The sequence below is a fragment of the Ferdinandcohnia sp. Marseille-Q9671 genome, from assembly GCF_976954385.1.
Genome location: NZ_CDRJTA010000001.1, coordinates 231802 through 251192, shown reverse-complemented (window position 1 = coordinate 251192; position 19391 = coordinate 231802). Strand labels below are relative to the sequence as shown.

Sequence of the window (19391 nt, the reverse complement as noted above, 5' to 3'; positions counted from 1 at the left end):
GTTTTTATAATTGTGCTTGTCATGTAGAAGGTAAGCCGAAGCTATTTTACATTTCGTACTTGCTTTCGTATTTTTTTGACTGAAAGATGGAGAGATTATCAACAAAATTTTGGAGGAAAGACAATGTCAATGAAAATTCCTTTTTTCAATAAAAGACAAACGAAAGAATTTATGTACTACCCTGAAGGGAATGTACCAGAACATGTTGCCATCATTATGGATGGAAATGGGCGCTGGGCAAGGAAGCGGGGCATGCCGAGAGTTGCCGGCCATAAGGAAGGAGTATCGACTGTTGTAAAAGTTGTAAAGACAGCAGTGAAATGCAGGGTGAAAGTTTTGACACTTTATACGTTTTCCACGGAAAATTGGAAACGTCCAAAGACAGAGGTTGACGTAATATTGAGACTTCCAAAGGAGTTTCTACAAATTTATCTGCCAGAGCTTATCGCGAATAATGTGCGTGTTGAGGCAATCGGTGATATGAACAATCTTCCGGCCCATACACGTGAAGCTGTACAATATGCCATTGACCGTACCCGGAATAATGACGGTCTTCAGCTTACGTTTGCGCTCAATTATGGAAGTAGACACGAAATTTTGAATGCCATGAAAGAAATATTCGCAGATGTAAACGATGGGAAATTATCTCTAGATGAAGTAGATGAACAGAAGTTTTCTGAATACCTGTACACGGCTGGTCTGCCTGAACCGGATCTACTTATCCGTACCGGTGGAGAACGACGTTTGAGTAATTACTTACTTTGGCAATTAGCTTACACCGAGTTCTGGTTTACAGATGTTTTGTGGCCCGATTTCTCAGAGAAGGAATTTCTGTATGCAATTGAAGAGTACCAGCACAGAAAGAGAAGGTATGGTGGATTAACAGATGAGAAAGAGAGCATCTGAATACGCATTGATTGGTAATAGCGTTAGCTTAAACCAAGTTCAATCATAAAACGAGGGTTTCCAAAAGTTAGGTTCCTAACTAAAGGAAGCCTTTTTTTATGAGTGGTTATTCCTAATCAGTTCAGTGCCAAAAAACAGAACAGTCTGAAACCTTTTTGCAATCTGAACGTATAGGTATCAAAGACTATTTTTTATAGGTTGTGCGGGGGTGATTGCGGTGGGAGACCTCATTATGAATTTCTTTTTTATGATTCCTTTGTATGCAGTGTTCGTATGGACTTATTTTTATCCTGAAGAAAGTATGTTGTTTGGCCAAAGATGGATGTATAAAGAAGAACCTGAGTTTTCAGATGAAGCGATTCGTTCAACGAAGCTTTGGGCAATGGCAGGTATTGTATTGATCACGATGGGTTTCGTTCTCTATGCTGTTGATGACTTTCTAATTCGACTTATCATTCTTCTAATCTTTATTACCTTTGCCATCATTGCTGGCTATCGTTTGTTGAAAAAATACGTTGAATCCTAGCTATACAGAATTCCATTGAACCATTAAAATATATGTATCATGTTAGTGGAAAAATTTTGTATAATGAAGTAATGTGGCAGCACTACTAATGTGTTCCACTTTTGTTGATGAGAAGATGGAGGGGATACATCGATGGAGAATGAGATTTTAGTAGATAAAGAAAAACAAGAAAAACCGAAAATGGAACGAAAAGAGGGAGAACCGACTGCAGCCTTTAAAGGGGCGTCTTGGGGAGCGCTTTTAGTTGGAGTATCGGCTTATCTCATCGGATTGTTTAACGCAGGAATGGAATTAAATGAAAAGGGGTACTACTTTGCTATTTTAATATTTGGCCTTTATTCATCGGTATCATTGCAAAAAGCAGTAAGGGATAAGGAAGAAGGAATCCCAGTTACAGGGATTTATTATGGCATTAGTTGGGTAGCTCTTATCGTATCCATTTCATTGATGGCCATCGGGTTATACAACGCTGGAAGTATAATTTTGAGCGAAAAAGGGTTTTATGGAATGTCATTTGTTCTAAGTATCTTTGCGGCTATTACAGTTCAAAAGAACATTCGTGATACGCAAAAAGCAAGGGAAAGAGCATAAGAAAATACAACTACGAACACTGAGACTTTTTACATTGGATCTCAGTGTTTTTTTATTTTGTTTAAGGGGGAAGTTTGTTGTAGAAAGCGATCCCGCATTTTGAAGCATTATTAGAGATGATGGATAACTTTTTTCGAGACCCAAAGGAGTTTTGGGAAACTTTTTTGAAAATAAAATTAAGAGCATAACAAAAGGATCCCAATGGGACCCTATAGACTAGGAATTCATTACATTGATAAGAGCAAATAGGTGTGTCCAATACTGACTATTTGTTATTACCTTGATTGTTGTTATCTTTTTTACGTAATCCTAAAAGACCAGCCAATCCAAGTAAACCAATCCAACCCCAATCAGTATCGTCATCATCGTCATTAACGTCATTACCATTATTAGCTAAATATGTAACTTCGTCAGTTGACTGAGTGAGGAAGTCAGAACTAGAAGTTTGCGCAAATCCAGTTGACATTCCTAAAACCATCACAGTAAGTACTAGAGCGAACGATGAGTATAGAAGTTTTTTTAGCATAGATTTTTTCCTCCTTTCCTAGTGATAAGATTAGTGTTCGTACTGACATGAATAATTATGCAGAAGGAGGTTTTACTAGCTGAAAAAGGATTAGGGAAGGGGGTAGTGATGAACTCAATTCGGAGTACGGGCCATTAATCAATAATATTGGTTTAGACTAACTAGCAGTTAACACTACCAAGAATAGACCTATGAGAATGGCATAGTAAGTAAACGAAAACAAGGCTTAGCGGGATGGCACTGAAAGCCTTGTTTTATCGATTTTTTGGATTTAATACCGATGGTCCTTGTGTGATTTCTGTTTCTTCTGCTTTCGTAAAAGGAACGGAATCCAACCTGCTAATAGAAGTAGCAAAATGGATACGAGCGTTAGTATGACTGTATTTGTCATGAGGATCGAGATGTAGTCCTGAAAATCCATATCTTGAGCAAATACTTGATAGGGATTATCAAGATTATAGATGATCGGCATTTCTTTCGTATATTTGTTATACGTATGCCAAGTGACTCCTTTTACAACGTACATGGTCTCCTTGTTTTCGGGTTTAAACATCAAGGAGATAAAGTACTCGTTTCTGTCATACGTTGATGTTCTTCGTTCAAACCCACGCTCCATAACAAGTGCTGTTGTTTGGGCATGATTGTTTCCAAAATATTTTTCATACCCATTCTCAAGTGCTAATTTTGTATCGTTCCCAAGAAAGAGAAGGAGTCCGACAATTAAGCCTCCGAAGACTACCAAAGGAATCACAAAGCCTGCAACCTTTTCAAGATACAGCCGTTTTGAAAATTTGGTGAATAATTTCCGTATTGTTCTGATTTTATAAAGCCAATACAATACATAGCCGATTGGATATAGACTAAAAATAACGAACATGATATAAAACCAACGTATTTCCTCTTGTAAAAGCGTATCTGTATAGAATTTTCCGTCCACTTCAAATCCTAGTATGGTGTCACCTGCATCTAGTTGTTCATATAAATCCTGACTTATTGAAACCATTGAATCATTATGTTTTGTGGGAATTGTACTTTCGGGTAAAGCACCAATTTGGACGGAAAACCTTGGACCATCTAACAGATCGTTGACTACAAATTTACGCCAGACCTTTTTCTCGACCTGATGTTGTTCTGCTTCGTTAAGGAAGGCCTTATGTTCCTGTAAGTTGTCGTAATTCGTAAATATGATAAAAACAAATGCAGCAAAGGCGAACAATTTTGGCCAGCTAAATTCCTTCATTGTACACTCCCTTCCTTTTCCTATAAGTATAGGAAACTACCTGAAGTATGAAAATGGGACTAATGAGCTACAGGACTTTTTAGCTAAAATGAAGAAAGAATGAAAAATCTGTTTATCTTGAGGATAGATAATTATATAGTGGAAGGAAAGTATTATGTTAGATCTGAGTTTGTTGGATATAAAATGGAGGTCAACTCATGAGATGTGGAGCGAAATGCTTTCTCGTTGAAATAGAAGTAGACGGTAAATCACAAATAAAGTCAGTCAACGCAAGGACACCAGCAGAAGCGAGAAAAAATATTCGAAACGAATGTGGTCAAGATACACAGATTCTAAAGGTGAAGGAAGAGAAAAAGAGCGGGTTAGAAGAAGTATAATGGTAGAGGTGAAAATATGGGGGAATTGATAGAGGGGTTCTTATTCTATATGGTAGCTTTAAGTCCTGCAGTAGTGGGGATACCATTACAAATACGAGCAACTAGAAAGAGTCAGAGATTAGATAAATTTTTTGCAATCAATTGTATTCTGGCATCAGGAGTCCAGTTAGTGGTTGTCGTGAGTTATGTGTTCTATGTGGCAAACCAAGGGGGTCAACAAGCGGAAGCTATAGGGTGGTTATTAGTTGCATATGTGTTGTTCTCAATTGTCATTATAGGTCTAAACACGTTAATGGTGCTATTTACTCACCTCATTACCAAGTGGATTCTAAAAATTAGAGCGAAGAAGACGACGGAGAATATGTAGCCTACAATAAACCCAAAGAATGTATAAAAACATTTTTTGGGTTTATTTCTTAGGTCTTAAAATTTGCCAAACCAAGTTAGTAACTGATTTGTAAATTCTTTATGAACCGTTTAATACAGGTTAGTAAGAACAATCCCGTTAATGTGTTTTTAAATAGGTAGACGGGATTTTGCCTACTGAACTTACACTCATTAAAAAATATCCCATAGAGATTTGTAAGTATCGTAATTGTAAAAATTTGTAATGAGAAACAAATTGATTTCATATCTATTGAGAAAGGACTAGTGAGGGGTTGTCAATTTGATATTTATAGTGCTGCTTTTTCTCATAATTATCATTTTATGTATGTATTTTGTATTGAGACATAAAAAACAAGCAATTCAAGTATTCACAATTGAGAGTTTTATAAATACCCATCATTTTGATACTGAAAATCAGAAAAAAGGCTTAATCGAAACCATTAATGATTTTTTCGAAGGTTATCATAACGATGGCAATATCGAAGATTTAAATAACGGAGACGGTAACGGTGGAGGGGATGAGGGGGGAGAGTAAGGAAACACAAACCGAGTAGTAGGTTGTAATTATTTAAATGTAGTATGAAGAAATGAAAAACAATAGATTTCGAAACTGTTATGCAAGCTGTTGAAGCTCTGGCAAGGAATGATTGAAAAAAAGTAAATAAACAATGGTGAGCATGAGCCACTTTTTAAGTGTTCTAGTAAGGTGTTAACAGTAGCTTCAATGGAGTGTTGATCCACAAAGGATTGACGCTCTTTTTTATGTATTCGAACCTTGGGACAGGGGGCCTGTCCCCCTGACCCAACCCACATATAACCCATTTATCGTAGTCTTGCAATCTTGAAACCATTGTCGATTTTTTCAAATCCTATTTTAGGGTAGTAGTCCATGGCTGTGGGTGATGAGAGAAGTAATAAAGCAACTTCTTCTCCAATATGTTCTTGCAGTATGTTTACGAGCTTTTTGCCTATACCTTTGCTTTGATACTGTCTATTCACTGCCAAATCCGATAAATAACAACAATAGCAATAGTCGGTAAGGGCTCTAGCTACACCTACGAGTTTTTCGCGATCCCAAGCGGTAATTAAAATAGTAGATTGATCAATCATTTTTTGAAGTCTGTTCAGATCATCGACTGGTCTTTTTATACCCGATGTTTTAAAAACGTCAGCTAGCTCCTCCGCCTTAATAGGTTCATTTACTTTAAACGTTAACTGGATAGTTGGCTCCAAATGAATCCCCTCAATTCATACGATTTGATTCATTATACCATATCTAGGTAGACATGAAATGAAAATGAACACTAAAACAGCTTGAAAAAGTAGATGTAACAATTGGAAAATTATGTTACCTTAGTAAAAGAGAAACACGAGCAATCAGGAGCTTAGTATGCAGTCAGTTTAGTATCTGTGTATACAGCAATATGATAAGGGAAAAAGATTAAACCAATGTTACTTCTAGTAGAATACCTTTTCTTTAGTATTATATTTTGGACGTAGCTGACCGTTGTCACTAGTAATAATATGGAGGGAAATATCTATGTTTTTAGAAGCTGAGGTATACCCAATACTACATTGGGGATTCTGGGGTGTGTTGTCAACCCAGTTCATCTTTGTAATTACTCTTTGGTACGTTCGTAGATTTGATGTCCGATCATTCGTATATCTACTAATCTACCTAATTTTATTCGGCGTGGCAGGAAATAACCTGCTCACTTCGTTGAGTATACATGGTAATGAAACAAGTATGGCTTCAGAAGAAGCATCTGTACATATGGCAATCGCTGGTTTCGTCTGGGTAATAAGCGTGTTTTTTTTACTATCAGCCATCTTTCGCCTTGTTCGAAAGTAGAATAGAAACTGGGGGACCATTAATGAAAAAAGTAGTTATATCTATTGGAACTACAGCAATCCTTTTGTATGGGATAGTGTGGTTGCTTTATTATTTTAATTTTATCAATGCATTTTGGTTGATTGGCGTGCTATTAGTAGAGTTATTACTCCTTTTAGTCGTTATCGTTATTTTTCGAAAATTACCTGGTAGGCTCATACAAATTATTACTCTTTTATTCATCTGTATTTTGATGTTTGAGGTAAGACTATTGCATTATGAATCACAAACATATACTGTGAGTTTGCCTTCCGATCCGATAGAGGCGGTTGAGAATTCAGGAATACACCTTATGGTTGTAAAAACGTTTGAAATCGGCTATCTAACCGATGGGGAATCCATTAAAGAAAGCTTTAAGCGCGAGGGTGAACAAGTCCTTTCTTTACATAAGATTGATAATCGTGATCGATATTTTAGTAAAAATATTGAACTTTTGAATTGGATAATGAATAAAGATGATCACTTTTCAATCATGAAGGAAAATGTAACGAATTACCTCTCTGGTGACACATCTAGTATTGATACCGTATTGGAGCGGGACGATATTTCAGGGGACAGTGTAGGACTGGGACTAGCACTTTCCGCCATATTAGCAAAAGGTGAATTGCAAAATAAAAATGACATTGGAGTAACTGGTGCATTGGATCAAAAAGGAAACGTGTTACCTATTGGAATGGTCGAAGAGAAAGTCAGGATCGCGGAGAAAAACTCCTTTCCTTATATAATTGTACCAAGCGGAAATGCGGAAGAAGTGTTACAAGTTAAAAATAGCTCGGACCTGAATATCGAGATTTACGATGTTAGCCATATAGATCAAGCTATCTCACTTATCAAAACGTTAAATGAGAAGGGTAAAACGGAGGATTAACCTTGGTAATTAAAAAAGTGCTAATTGGTGTTTTGTTATTTTTTCTAGTTATTGCAGGTGTTTTATTTCTTATTACGTATTCATTATTTCACGTGGACTTGGATGAACTGAAAGGGAAAGGCGAGCTAATACAGACGGTGGTCTCACCGAATGAATTTTATAAAGCAGAATTATATGAAATAAACAGTGGTGGAGCAACGGGAGGGTTCCAGGATAGAGTCTCAATTACGTCACTCGTTAATAATGAATTTCAAGATGAGACTATTTATTGGAACTATCCATCTGATGGAGATCACGTAATTGAATGGGATGAAGATCACATGATTATCGTGAATGGTATTATGATTGATATTCAAAATCCGAAGACCTATTTTAACTGGAAAGAGCATTCTGAGTAAGTGGGTCTTTAGGTTTGTACTGAAAAAGTTATTGAAAGGAAAGTGTGAATGAACTTAATTAATGAACCAATGGAAAGTAGAAATTTGAATGCTATCCAAGAAAAAATTGATTCGACAGTTAAACATGTATGGAGGAAACTAATAAAGAGAGATTATCAAAACTTATATCTTTTAAAAGAGGACACATTAAAGAATGCTCTTTATTTTCACATTCGAAATGACCTTACCGATACGTTCTTAGAGGAAAATAATATCAGAATCTATACTGAATATTATTACAAAGGTATGATAGCGGATATTGTAATTGTTCAATTAAATGAAGAACCTGGTTATAAAGATTTTATTAAAGATGAGGTTGAATCAGTTTTGGCTGTTATAGAAATTAAATATAAAGGAGCAGGAAATGAGAAGCCATTCGAAGATGACGTGAAAAAAATAGATAGATATATGACGACACCACCTAACGATCAAACACAATATTATCTAGCGTTTATTCATGAAATAGTGTACGAGAATAACGAAGGGGATTCTTGGCTAACAAAATCTCAGCAAGAGTGGGCAAAAGGTAGGGTTACAGAACTATCAGGTTATTATGTGGACGGAAAGGAAGAGTTGGAATGGCGTGTATTATCCCATAACTACATGAACCCGGATATTTCTTTTGACAAAAAACTCAGTAGACAAAAACTAGTAAAAGCAGCAGGAGAGTTTGATGAAATAAAGTATTCTAAAGAACTATATCATTATTGCCTTCATGTAATCAAAAATGCCTCAAATGTAAACGAAGATCTTACCAATGCGGTTAAGTATCTTATTTATTGGAAACTAGGAAAAATCTCTAGAACACCAACTCCCAAAGGCGAACCAATTCTATGGACTGATGGATTTGGACTAAACTATTATGTTGTAGGTACAACCTCATCAAATAAGAATGCTATGAATAAAGCTCTCACGGAGGAACTTCTAGTGAGTGGCATGGAATTTCGTGATAATCGACTTTCTTATGATGAATTTAAGTTCAAGGTTGAGACACTAACCAAAACTTCTATTGTGTTACCTTCCTTCTATATTCACATTTGGAAACCAGAAGAATATCCAATAGTAGATGTGAAAGTATGGCGTACATATAAATGGAACAAAGAAGAAATAGTAACAAAGCATACAAAACCGAATTCTTGGGCTCATTATGAAGAGTACACGACGTTCTTTAGGAAACTGGTAAAAGAAACAGAATTAGATTGGCGTACTGTTGACAAAGGACTATGGAGTATTGGAGATGAAGTTAAAAAATCAATACGAGAAAAAGGCGCAAAATAGACATAATAATATGAAGTCAATTAATAATAGTAGTTGCAAAAAGGAAGAAGTAGCAACTTAGGCAATAATGCAAAGGGGAAAACCCCATTGACCACTGCTTTTTACGTATTGAAATATTGGAGTTGTCGAGAAATGATACTGAATTTGCTCTTCATCGATGTAGCATACTCTGTTTTAACGTTTAATATGTTTAGAAATATTATTTGAATGGATGTTCACAACTTGGAAATAATAAAGAAACTAAGAGTATAGGAGCGAAATATCCATGGGAGAAGCAACAATATATATAAAGGAAGTAATCAATCATAATGAAATACAGCAAATCGAACAGCTTATTAATCAAATGTCAGGGATAGAAAGAGTATTAATTGATACAAATGATGGTGAGGTCAAAATTGAGTTTGACGATCAAAAAGTTTCGATAGAAGGAATACTATCAACCCTTAAGCAACACAATTATCAGGTTTGAATTAAAATCTTCTATATAAATAGTGATACGTTATAAAGGAAGTAAAACAATTTATACAGGTTGGGAAGGTATTTTAAGCTTGTTGATGTTCTTAGTGCCATAGAAGATAATCTTTTAAATTGGTTGCATTTATTATAGTATGAGTAATATTGAGTTTTTTGTTATATGAATATAATTTACGTCTATCTGTCAGAGGAATAAATTGGTTGTTGATAAGAATTTGGTGAAATGCTATTATAGTTTTTGTCGCTTCGTTTTGACAAACATTAAGAAGTTGACACTAAGCAAACATTATGTTAATATAACTTAGAGACACTTTGAAACACATAATGAATGTTTGATAGATTCATATTGATGTTGACAAGATGTTGTGAAAATGATATATTAATAAAGTTGTTTTAAAAAAGTTCTTTGAAAACTGAACACAATACAAGCGTCAACGTTTTAAATTTTATTTATTGAGCAATCAATACTCTTATTGGAGAGTTTGATCCTGGCTCAGGATGAACGCTGGCGGCGTGCCTAATACATGCAAGTCGAGCGGATCTTTGGGAGCTTGCTCCCAAAGATTAGCGGCGGACGGGTGAGTAACACGTGGGTAACCTGCCTGTAAGACTGGGATAACTTCGGGAAACCGGAGCTAATACCGGATAACATATAAGACCACATGGTCTTATATTAAAAGATGGCTTTTAGCTATCACTTACAGATGGACCCGCGGCGCATTAGCTAGTTGGTGAGGTAACGGCTCACCAAGGCGACGATGCGTAGCCGACCTGAGAGGGTGATCGGCCACACTGGGACTGAGACACGGCCCAGACTCCTACGGGAGGCAGCAGTAGGGAATCTTCCGCAATGGACGAAAGTCTGACGGAGCAACGCCGCGTGAGCGATGAAGGCCTTCGGGTCGTAAAGCTCTGTTGTTAGGGAAGAACAAGTACCGTTCGAATAGGGCGGTACCTTGACGGTACCTAACCAGAAAGCCACGGCTAACTACGTGCCAGCAGCCGCGGTAATACGTAGGTGGCAAGCGTTATCCGGAATTATTGGGCGTAAAGCGCGCGCAGGCGGTCCTTTAAGTCTGATGTGAAAGCCCACGGCTCAACCGTGGAGGGTCATTGGAAACTGGGGGACTTGAGTGCAGAAGAGGAGAGCGGAATTCCACGTGTAGCGGTGAAATGCGTAGAGATGTGGAGGAACACCAGTGGCGAAGGCGGCTCTCTGGTCTGTAACTGACGCTGAGGCGCGAAAGCGTGGGGAGCGAACAGGATTAGATACCCTGGTAGTCCACGCCGTAAACGATGAGTGCTAAGTGTTAGAGGGTTTCCGCCCTTTAGTGCTGCAGCAAACGCATTAAGCACTCCGCCTGGGGAGTACGGTCGCAAGACTGAAACTCAAAGGAATTGACGGGGGCCCGCACAAGCGGTGGAGCATGTGGTTTAATTCGAAGCAACGCGAAGAACCTTACCAGGTCTTGACATCCCATGACAACTCTAGAGATAGGGCTTTCCCTTCGGGGACATGGTGACAGGTGGTGCATGGTTGTCGTCAGCTCGTGTCGTGAGATGTTGGGTTAAGTCCCGCAACGAGCGCAACCCTTGATCTTAGTTGCCAGCATTCAGTTGGGCACTCTAAGGTGACTGCCGGTGACAAACCGGAGGAAGGTGGGGATGACGTCAAATCATCATGCCCCTTATGACCTGGGCTACACACGTGCTACAATGGATGGTACAAAGGGCAGCGAAACCGCGAGGTTAAGCAAATCCCATAAAACCATTCTCAGTTCGGATTGCAGGCTGCAACTCGCCTGCATGAAGCCGGAATCGCTAGTAATCGCGGATCAGCATGCCGCGGTGAATACGTTCCCGGGCCTTGTACACACCGCCCGTCACACCACGAGAGTTTGTAACACCCGAAGTCGGTGGGGTAACCGTAAGGAGCCAGCCGCCTAAGGTGGGACAGATGATTGGGGTGAAGTCGTAACAAGGTAGCCGTATCGGAAGGTGCGGCTGGATCACCTCCTTTCTAAGGAAAAAGTCGAAAAGTGAAGGCGACTGTACAGCCTCGACAAGTGCTGGAGCTTCTGTCGGAAAAGTCAATAGACTTTGACAGAAGAAGTGAAGCAACCTCGAGAGGCTAGGAGCCGTAACTAGACATTAGAAGTTCTACGAACTTCATAAAAAGACGCTTTGTATTGTGGTCAGTTTTGAGAGTGCTTTTTCTCTCAAAGGTAGATTTTTGCTTGTTGCAAAAATCATTGCGCTTGCGTCTACAAGATGAATCGAAGATGATTGATTCCTCAGCGCAAGGCAGCATGATGCCGAAACACTGATGATTAATCACGATGTGATTGAAGTCAGTAGCCTCGTTCCTTGAAAACTAGATAACGTAACAAAACATTCATTGAAGTAACATGTAAGTTCTTTAAACTATAGGCGCACGAGAAGCAAGGAGTTCGAGGAACCGATTGAGAAAGCACCGGAGCGTACTTAAGGTACGTGAGGATGCTGACGAATGAGGTAACGAAGAAATCCGCAGCTTATCGAAGCCGAACAGGTTAAGTTAATAAGGGCGCACGGTGGATGCCTTGGCACTAGGAGCCGATGAAGGACGGTACTAACACCGATATGCTTCGGGGAGCTGTAAGTAAGCATTGATCCGAAGATTTCCGAATGGGGAAACCCACTGCCCGTAATGGGGTAGTATCCATACCTGAATTCATAGGGTATGAGAAGGTAGACCCGGGGAACTGAAACATCTTAGTACCCGGAGGAAGAGAAAGCAAACGCGATTTCCTGAGTAGCGGCGAGCGAAACGGAAGATAGCCCAAACCAAGAGGCTTGCCTCTTGGGGTTGTAGGACACTCTATACGGAGTTACAAAAGAACGAAGTAGACGAAGCGACCTGGAAAGGTCCGTCAGAGAAGGTAACAACCCTGTAGTCGAAACTTCGTTCTCTCTTGAGTGGATCCTGAGTACGGCGGGACACGAGAAATCCCGTCGGAAGCTGGGAGGACCATCTCCCAAGGCTAAATACTCCCTAGTGACCGATAGTGAACCAGTACCGTGAGGGAAAGGTGAAAAGCACCCCGGAAGGGGAGTGAAATAGAACCTGAAACCGTGTGCCTACAAGTAGTCAAAGCACATTTATGTGTGATGGCGTGCCTTTTGTAGAATGAACCGGCGAGTTACGATCCCGTGCAAGGTTAAGTTGAAGAGACGGAGCCGCAGCGAAAGCGAGTCTGAATAGGGCGAAATAGTACGTGGTCGTAGACCCGAAACCAGGTGATCTACCCATGTCCAGGGTGAAGTTCAGGTAACACTGAATGGAGGCCCGAACCCACGCACGTTGAAAAGTGCGGGGATGAGGTGTGGGTAGCGGAGAAATTCCAATCGAACTTGGAGATAGCTGGTTCTCTCCGAAATAGCTTTAGGGCTAGCCTCGAGTATAGAGTCTTGGAGGTAGAGCACTGATTGGACTAGGGGCCCTCATCGGGTTACCGAATTCAGTCAAACTCCGAATGCCAAAGACTTGATTCTCGGGAGTCAGACTGCGAGTGATAAGATCCGTAGTCAAGAGGGAAACAGCCCAGACCACCAGCTAAGGTCCCAAAGTATACGTTAAGTGGAAAAGGATGTGGAGTTGCTTAGACAACCAGGATGTTGGCTTAGAAGCAGCCACCATTTAAAGAGTGCGTAATAGCTCACTGGTCGAGTGACTCTGCGCCGAAAATGTACCGGGGCTAAACGTATCACCGAAGCTGTGGATTGTTCTTACGAACAATGGTAGGAGAGCGTTCTAAGTGCAGCGAAGTCAGACCGGAAGGACTGGTGGAGCGCTTAGAAGTGAGAATGCCGGTATGAGTAGCGAAAGAGGGGTGAGAATCCCCTCCACCGAATGCCTAAGGTTTCCTGAGGAAGGCTCGTCCGCTCAGGGTTAGTCGGGACCTAAGCCGAGGCCGAAAGGCGTAGGCGATGGACAACAGGTTGATATTCCTGTACCACCTCTTTACCGTTTGAGCGATGGAGGGACGCAGGAGGATAGGGTAAGCGCGCTGTTGGATATGCGCGTCCAAGCAGTTAGACTGGTAAGTAGGCAAATCCGCTTACCGCGAAGGTTGAGCTGTGATGGCGAGGGAAATATAGTACCGAAGTTCCTGATTCCACACTGCCAAGAAAAGCTTCTAGCGAGGTAAATGGTGCCCGTACCGCAAACCGACACAGGTAGGCGAGGAGAGAATCCTAAGGTGATCGAGAGAACTCTCGTTAAGGAACTCGGCAAAATGACCCCGTAACTTCGGGAGAAGGGGTGCTTTTTAGGGTGAATAGCCCTGAAAAGCCGCAGTGAATAGGCCCAGGCGACTGTTTAGCAAAAACACAGGTCTCTGCGAAGCCGCAAGGCGAAGTATAGGGGCTGACACCTGCCCGGTGCTGGAAGGTTAAGAGGAGGGGTTAGCTCTAAGCGAAGCTCTGAATCGAAGCCCCAGTAAACGGCGGCCGTAACTATAACGGTCCTAAGGTAGCGAAATTCCTTGTCAGGTAAGTTCTGACCCGCACGAAAGGTGTAACGATCTGGGCACTGTCTCAACGAGAGACTCGGTGAAATTATAGTACCTGTGAAGATGCAGGTTACCCGCGACAGGACGGAAAGACCCCGTGGAGCTTTACTGCAGCCTGATATTGAATTTTGGTACAGCTTGTACAGGATAGGTAGGAGCCTTGGAAGCCGGAGCGCTAGCTTCGGTGGAGGCGTCGGTGGGATACTACCCTGGCTGTATTGAAATTCTAACCCGAAGGCCTTATCGGCCTTGGAGACAGTGTCAGGTGGGCAGTTTGACTGGGGCGGTCGCCTCCTAAAAAGTAACGGAGGCGCCCAAAGGTTCCCTCAGAATGGTTGGAAATCATTCGTAGAGTGTAAAGGCACAAGGGAGCTTGACTGCGAGACCTACAAGTCGAGCAGGGACGAAAGTCGGGCTTAGTGATCCGGTGGTTCCGCATGGAAGGGCCATCGCTCAACGGATAAAAGCTACCCCGGGGATAACAGGCTTATCTCCCCCAAGAGTCCACATCGACGGGGAGGTTTGGCACCTCGATGTCGGCTCATCGCATCCTGGGGCTGTAGTCGGTCCCAAGGGTTGGGCTGTTCGCCCATTAAAGCGGTACGCGAGCTGGGTTCAGAACGTCGTGAGACAGTTCGGTCCCTATCCGTCGTGGGCGTAGGAAATTTGAGAGGAGCTGTCCTTAGTACGAGAGGACCGGGATGGACACACCGCTGGTGTACCAGTTGTTCTGCCAAGGGCATCGCTGGGTAGCTATGTGTGGAAGGGATAAGTGCTGAAAGCATCTAAGCATGAAGCCCCCCTCAAGATGAGATTTCCCATAGTGTTAAACTAGTAAGATCCCTCGAAGATGACGAGGTTGATAGGTCAGAGGTGTAAGCATGGTGACATGTGTAGCTGACTGATACTAATCGATCGAGGACTTAACCAAATACAGCTTCATGAATGTTTCAGTTATCTAGTTTTGAAGGAATGAATATTTCTTCATATAGTTTAGTGACGATGGCGAGAAGGTCACACCCGTTCCCATACCGAACACGGAAGTTAAGCTTCTCAGCGCCGATGGTAGTTGGGACTTTGTCCCTGTGAGAGTAGGACGTCGCTAAGCCAGAAAGAGATCAGCTACTTGTAGCTGGTCTTTTTTTGTGTCAAAAGAAATGATTAAAGACCAATCTCATTATAGTCTACTTTATTGAAAGCAAGAGTGCTTAAGACAACCTTCTTCTCCTCTTACTTTCCTTTTCACATACTTTACTCCCTGGTTTATTCCATAACATCCTAATCTCCACCACGAAGCAAATACAGAATCCCCTACCTTAAAATTTTTCACCTTGATCTAAACAGCCTCAACTTCCCGAGCTAATTGACTTACCCGGAATTCCTGTATAGATGGATTACATGCTTGTCCTCCGTTGAAACCAATGCCTATAATGAGGAAGGACACTGTCAAATACTACATGAATCCAAGGAATGAGTGATATTTTATGAGTAAGTTCGAATGGAGAAAACACCAAAAGGAGCTATATCTACCCAAGGCACAACCTACTAAAATTGATGTTCCTGAAATGAAGTTTTTCACAATAGAAGGTCGTGGAAATCCGAACGGTGAAGGATTTAAAGTTCATATTGAAACTCTGTATGCTTTGTCATATGCGATAAGAATGATGCCAAAAAAGGGACTAACTCCAGAAGGTTATTTTGAATATACCGTTTTCCCGTTAGAAGGACATTGGGATTTAGATGAAGAGGGCAGAAAATTAGACTTTTTAAATAAGGACCATTTAGTGTACAAGTTAATGATCAGGCAACCTGATTTCGTGTCAGAGGATTTATTTCGATATGCGATAGACAGCGTAAAGCAAAAGAAGGAAAATCTTGCGTTGGAACCTGTTCGATTTGCGTCAATAACAGAGGGACTTTGCGTCCAGTCCATGCATATTGGGAGTTATGAGGATGAAGGGAAAACATTCGAGGTAATGGAACAGTTTTGTTCGCAAAACAATCTAAAAAGAGCGGAAAAAACACATCGAGAAATCTATATATCAGACTTCAGAAAAACACTACCAGAAAAATTAAAGACTGTGTTGCGTTTTAAAGTGATTGAAGTGTAATGTTTCTATACCGGTAAGTTATATTGAATATGTGGGTCAGGGAACCTGTCCCCTTGACCCACATTTTTTATATTCCTGGAAACCAGCCAGGGGTGTTGGTGATGATATTCCATAATGGATCTGGAACGACTAATTCGTTTTGTTTGTTTTTGTCTAGTTGGGTGTTGATTTCGTTGTCTTTGCCTTCTGCTACTTTTTGTACCCAATCGGGGTCGATGATTAGCTCTTTTCCTAAGGCAAGTAAAGGTATTCCTGTGTTAAATGCATTGCGTGCGTCCTCAGCTGTATAGATAGAACCAACTCCGATTAAAGGAACACGATCTGCAATTGTCTCTAGTAAGTATTCGATACGAGTTTTCGTTTTATCATCCACACCTCTTCTAGCTGTTGAAAAGAAGTCTGCTAATGATACATGCAGATAATCTAATCCTTTATCAGCTAACGTATCCACGAGTTTGAGTGTATCGCCCATCGTAATTCCTGGTGTTTCAGGCTCTTCTGGTGAAAAACGATATCCAACGATAAATTCAGGAGATGCATGTTCTTTTACTACTTTTTGCACTTCTTCCACTATAGCAAGTGGGAAGGTCATTCGTTTTTCCAGACTGCCACCAAATCGATCCTCACGACGGTTTGAATGTGGGGAGAAAAATTGCTGAATTAAATAGCCGTTTGCTCCATGTATTTCAACCCCAACATAACCTGCTTCAATGGCGCGACGAGTTGTTTCTCCGTAAGCAGTGATAATGTCCTCCACTTCTTGTTCCGTTAATGCTCGTGGTTTTACATCAGGCTCTTCCGTTGATGCTCCGCCTCGATCTGCAGGGATATCACTAGCACTCACGATTTCTCCATTTGGAACGAGTTCAGGAGGGCACATTCTTCCGCCATGAAAAATTTGTAAAATGGCTTTTGCACCTTGTTCTTTAATCGCTTTTGCTAATGTAGTCAAGCTCGGGATCATTTCATCTCTGTCACCGGCAAATTCACCATGGAATCCTTTTCCATTTGGTGTGACATATGTACAAGCAGTAATCACCATGCTTACCCCACTTGATCGGCGAGCATAGTAATTCACTTCAGCATCTGAAACGGTTCCATCTGGGTTGGATGACCAGTTAGTCATAGGTGCCATGATGAGTCTATTCTTTAATTCCACTCCATTAGGGAGAGTATAAGGGGACAGCATAACATGTTTGTCTTGATTCATTATTCAATAACCTCCTTTATGGTTTTGAAACATATTCTGTAAAATTGACAGCTAATAGCATTCTATATATTTTGCCATGCACAAATAATGATACATAGAACTGAAATAAAAAGTAAGTATTCTGCTCGGATTCTAAGATGAATACACAACGCGCACAGGGAAATTTCATCTTCACCAGATTTAGCAAATGTTACATAAAAGGACGTTAAGGTCTATATTCAAAACGTAGATGATAAAAATGAAACAGCTAGAATTTTTACATTAGATAACCCACAGCAAAACAAGATGTTACTCTATCAAGTTTAGAAGAGAAATGATATTTCGTTGGTTTTCAAATTATCGGATTCTTCTATGCTACTTTCATTGGATGAGGTACTTAACTCTGATTCGGCGTTTGCGTTTTGTACTTCATCCATACTATGAAGAACAAAACTCTGGCTGGGTGTTTGTGTTTTGTACTTCATCAGCGTTATGAAGAACAAAACTCTGCTGGGTGTTTGTGTTTTGTACTTCATCAGCGTTATGAAGAACAAAACTTTGACTCGGTCTATGTGTTTTGTACTTCATCAGCGTTATGAAGAACAAAACTCTGACTCAGTCTTTCCGTTTTGTACTTCATCCATGTGGGATGCTAGGAGAAGTAGTTTATCATTGATAATGTAATAATTTGTTTGAGACACCTATTTTCTAAGTAAATCTCAGAAAACTGAAACTAAATCATGTTTAATTCGTAAATATAGATAAGTAAAATAAGAGGTAACGGTATGGTTTAAAAGCAACGAATAAGTTAATTGTCAATTACGATCTCGATACGATATGAAGTAACGTAAATGTAAAGCAAATTCATATGCCATTACTTACTTCTCATAGGAGGTGCTACGTTGGAAAACCATGTTGAAGAACTAAATGAGATTATAAGAAGGCTAAGGAATACCAGTAGTAAAGAACGTGCAAAAAAGCTTGAATTAGATAAATGTGAACGCTTGGTTCAAAAGATGGATTCTTTTTCGGAGAAATGTGTGGAATGCCGGGAACACCTGCTTGTCTTGAAAAATCAATTTAGACAATTAGAAGAAAATATAGAAGAAAAGGATAGTAATAGTAAACAACATAAAAAGGTAATCAATGACATCGTATCTCACCTGCAAAAGAAGCATAAGTTGGTGCAGGAGGGAACGTACCTTGCGATATATATGTCTATTGGGATGAGTTTAGGTATGGTGTTTGGATTTTCGCTTTCTGATAATTTTGCGTTATGGATGCCGATTGGAATGAGTCTTGGCATTGCCGTGGGTGCTGGATTGGATGCAGATGCCAAGAAAAAGGGGAAAACAATATAGAATTTCTCCGAGTGTGATAGTGTAGTCTCAAATACAAATAGCGAATAATAGCAGTCCTGATTTGGCTGCTTATTTTTTTGTTAAATAAGCATTAATCAAAAATGAATCAAGAAAAGGGAGGATAAAATGGAAATTAGGAAACTTACTAAAGCTGAAAATCTTCCAATGGATTTATTGTTATTGGCTGACCCTTCTAGAGAAGGTGTTGAGGAATATGCGAATAGGGGTGAATGCTATGTAGCTGAAATTGATCTGCAAATGATTGGAGTTTATGTCTTACTTTCAACCAGACCAAAGACAGTGGAATTGGTGAATGTTGCAGTGGTAGAAGAGCAACATAGCAGAGGTATTGGCAAACGCTTGGTAAAGGATGCGATTAAAGTTGCTAAGACAAAAGGCTTTAAAACAATTGAAGTCGGAACTGGAAATTCAAGCATTGGGCAACTGGCTCTCTATCAAAAGTGTGGTTTTAGAATAATTGGCATTGATATGGATTTTTTTGTTAGGCATTACCCAGAAGAAATTTATGAAAATGGTATTCAGTGCAGAGATATGATTCGTTTAGCTCAGGATTTATAGGATAAAACAACTTCCATGTAAAACCCTGCTTTTCTTTCTTTCACTGTGTGAAAGGCGTTGATTCATGAAGGATTCATGAACTTTTTTGTTGAAGATA

Annotated in this window: 19 protein-coding genes and 3 rRNA genes; 18 read left to right on the top strand and 4 right to left on the bottom strand. The window is 40.2% G+C overall.

All coding sequences use genetic code 11. The annotated features are described in order from the left end of the window. Positions 1-123 precede the first annotated feature (123 nt). The 3 genes from ACWNMY_RS01315 (at position 124) to yiaA (ending at position 2023) form a co-directional block, all read left to right on the top strand. Entirely contained in the window at positions 124-906 is a 783-nt protein-coding gene (locus tag ACWNMY_RS01315; RefSeq protein WP_449536484.1) for an isoprenyl transferase, read from the top strand. Positions 907-1138: 232 nt separating this feature from the next. Continuing rightward, entirely contained in the window at positions 1139-1432 is a 294-nt protein-coding gene (locus ACWNMY_RS01310) for a hypothetical protein (protein ID WP_449536483.1), read from the top strand. Positions 1433-1564: 132 nt separating this feature from the next. Beyond that, on the top strand, positions 1565-2023 hold the full coding sequence (gene yiaA, locus ACWNMY_RS01305; RefSeq protein ID WP_449536482.1) for an inner membrane protein YiaA: 459 nt from the start codon (positions 1565-1567) through the stop codon (positions 2021-2023). Between the two features lie 265 nt (positions 2024-2288). On the opposite strand, the gene ACWNMY_RS01300 is transcribed toward yiaA, so the two are convergent. After that, positions 2289-2549, bottom strand: a complete 261-nt coding sequence (locus tag ACWNMY_RS01300; protein WP_449536481.1) for a WGxxGxxG family protein — start codon at positions 2547-2549, stop codon at positions 2289-2291. 271 nt (positions 2550-2820) lie between these two features. Continuing rightward, positions 2821-3789, bottom strand: a complete 969-nt coding sequence (locus tag ACWNMY_RS01295) for a hypothetical protein (protein WP_449536480.1) — start codon at positions 3787-3789, stop codon at positions 2821-2823. Positions 3790-3986: 197 nt separating this feature from the next. On the opposite strand from ACWNMY_RS01295, the gene ACWNMY_RS01290 reads away from it, so the two are divergent. The 3 genes from ACWNMY_RS01290 to ACWNMY_RS01280 all read left to right on the top strand — a co-directional run bounded on the left by ACWNMY_RS01290 (position 3987) and on the right by ACWNMY_RS01280 (position 5088). Beyond that, complete coding sequence (locus ACWNMY_RS01290) at positions 3987-4166, top strand: hypothetical protein (RefSeq protein ID WP_449536479.1); 180 nt, start codon at positions 3987-3989, stop codon at positions 4164-4166. A 16-nt stretch (positions 4167-4182) separates the two neighbouring features. Then, positions 4183-4533, top strand: coding sequence for a hypothetical protein (locus ACWNMY_RS01285; RefSeq protein WP_449536478.1), 351 nt, complete (start codon positions 4183-4185; stop codon positions 4531-4533). Between the two features lie 300 nt (positions 4534-4833). Then, positions 4834-5088, top strand: coding sequence for a hypothetical protein (locus ACWNMY_RS01280; RefSeq protein WP_449536477.1), 255 nt, complete (start codon positions 4834-4836; stop codon positions 5086-5088). Between the two features lie 287 nt (positions 5089-5375). Here ACWNMY_RS01280 and ACWNMY_RS01275 read toward each other — a convergent pair whose 3' ends face one another. Next, positions 5376-5774, bottom strand: a complete 399-nt coding sequence (locus ACWNMY_RS01275; protein ID WP_449538364.1) for a GNAT family N-acetyltransferase — start codon at positions 5772-5774, stop codon at positions 5376-5378. A gap of 319 nt (positions 5775-6093) precedes the next feature. On the opposite strand from ACWNMY_RS01275, the gene ACWNMY_RS01270 reads away from it, so the two are divergent. The 9 genes from ACWNMY_RS01270 to ACWNMY_RS01230 all read left to right on the top strand — a co-directional run bounded on the left by ACWNMY_RS01270 (position 6094) and on the right by ACWNMY_RS01230 (position 16165). Next, positions 6094-6405: a hypothetical protein gene (locus ACWNMY_RS01270; RefSeq protein ID WP_449536476.1), complete on the top strand. Its 312-nt coding sequence runs from the start codon at positions 6094-6096 to the stop codon at positions 6403-6405. A gap of 22 nt (positions 6406-6427) precedes the next feature. Beyond that, the gene (locus tag ACWNMY_RS01265) at positions 6428-7312 is read left to right on the top strand and encodes a S16 family serine protease (protein WP_449536475.1); all 885 of its coding nucleotides are present in this window, start codon (positions 6428-6430) and stop codon (positions 7310-7312) included. A gap of 2 nt (positions 7313-7314) precedes the next feature. After that, positions 7315-7710 carry a DUF5412 family protein gene (locus ACWNMY_RS01260; protein ID WP_449536474.1) on the top strand — a complete coding sequence of 132 codons (396 nt, stop codon included), beginning with the start codon at positions 7315-7317 and terminating at the stop codon, positions 7708-7710. A gap of 48 nt (positions 7711-7758) precedes the next feature. Further along, positions 7759-9027, top strand: coding sequence for a hypothetical protein (locus tag ACWNMY_RS01255; RefSeq protein ID WP_449536473.1), 1269 nt, complete (start codon positions 7759-7761; stop codon positions 9025-9027). A gap of 265 nt (positions 9028-9292) precedes the next feature. Next, positions 9293-9496 carry a heavy-metal-associated domain-containing protein gene (locus ACWNMY_RS01250; protein WP_449536472.1) on the top strand — a complete coding sequence of 68 codons (204 nt, stop codon included), beginning with the start codon at positions 9293-9295 and terminating at the stop codon, positions 9494-9496. A 475-nt stretch (positions 9497-9971) separates the two neighbouring features. Continuing rightward, positions 9972-11521 (top strand): 16S ribosomal RNA (locus ACWNMY_RS01245). Between the two features lie 530 nt (positions 11522-12051). After that, a 23S ribosomal RNA gene (locus tag ACWNMY_RS01240) occupies positions 12052-14985 on the top strand. A 61-nt stretch (positions 14986-15046) separates the two neighbouring features. Then, positions 15047-15162, top strand: a 5S ribosomal RNA gene (rrf, locus tag ACWNMY_RS01235). The 16S, 23S and 5S rRNA genes sit together here, the layout of an rRNA operon. 376 nt (positions 15163-15538) lie before the next feature. After that, positions 15539-16165: a GyrI-like domain-containing protein gene (locus tag ACWNMY_RS01230; RefSeq protein WP_449536471.1), complete on the top strand. Its 627-nt coding sequence runs from the start codon at positions 15539-15541 to the stop codon at positions 16163-16165. Between the two features lie 67 nt (positions 16166-16232). Here the strand turns inward: ACWNMY_RS01230 and ACWNMY_RS01225 are convergent, their stop codons facing one another. Further along, a complete protein-coding gene (locus ACWNMY_RS01225; protein ID WP_449536470.1) occupies positions 16233-17375 on the bottom strand; it encodes an NADH-dependent flavin oxidoreductase in 1143 nt (380 codons plus the stop codon). A 216-nt stretch (positions 17376-17591) separates the two neighbouring features. Between ACWNMY_RS01225 and ACWNMY_RS01220 the strand changes: the two genes are divergently transcribed. The 3 genes from ACWNMY_RS01220 to ACWNMY_RS01210 all read left to right on the top strand — a co-directional run bounded on the left by ACWNMY_RS01220 (position 17592) and on the right by ACWNMY_RS01210 (position 19294). Next, a complete protein-coding gene (locus ACWNMY_RS01220) occupies positions 17592-17681 on the top strand; it encodes a hypothetical protein (protein ID WP_449538363.1) in 90 nt (29 codons plus the stop codon). 575 nt (positions 17682-18256) lie between these two features. Continuing rightward, positions 18257-18715, top strand: coding sequence for a hypothetical protein (locus ACWNMY_RS01215; RefSeq protein ID WP_449536469.1), 459 nt, complete (start codon positions 18257-18259; stop codon positions 18713-18715). A gap of 126 nt (positions 18716-18841) precedes the next feature. Next, positions 18842-19294, top strand: a complete 453-nt coding sequence (locus ACWNMY_RS01210; RefSeq protein ID WP_449536468.1) for a GNAT family N-acetyltransferase — start codon at positions 18842-18844, stop codon at positions 19292-19294. Positions 19295-19391 lie beyond the last annotated feature (97 nt).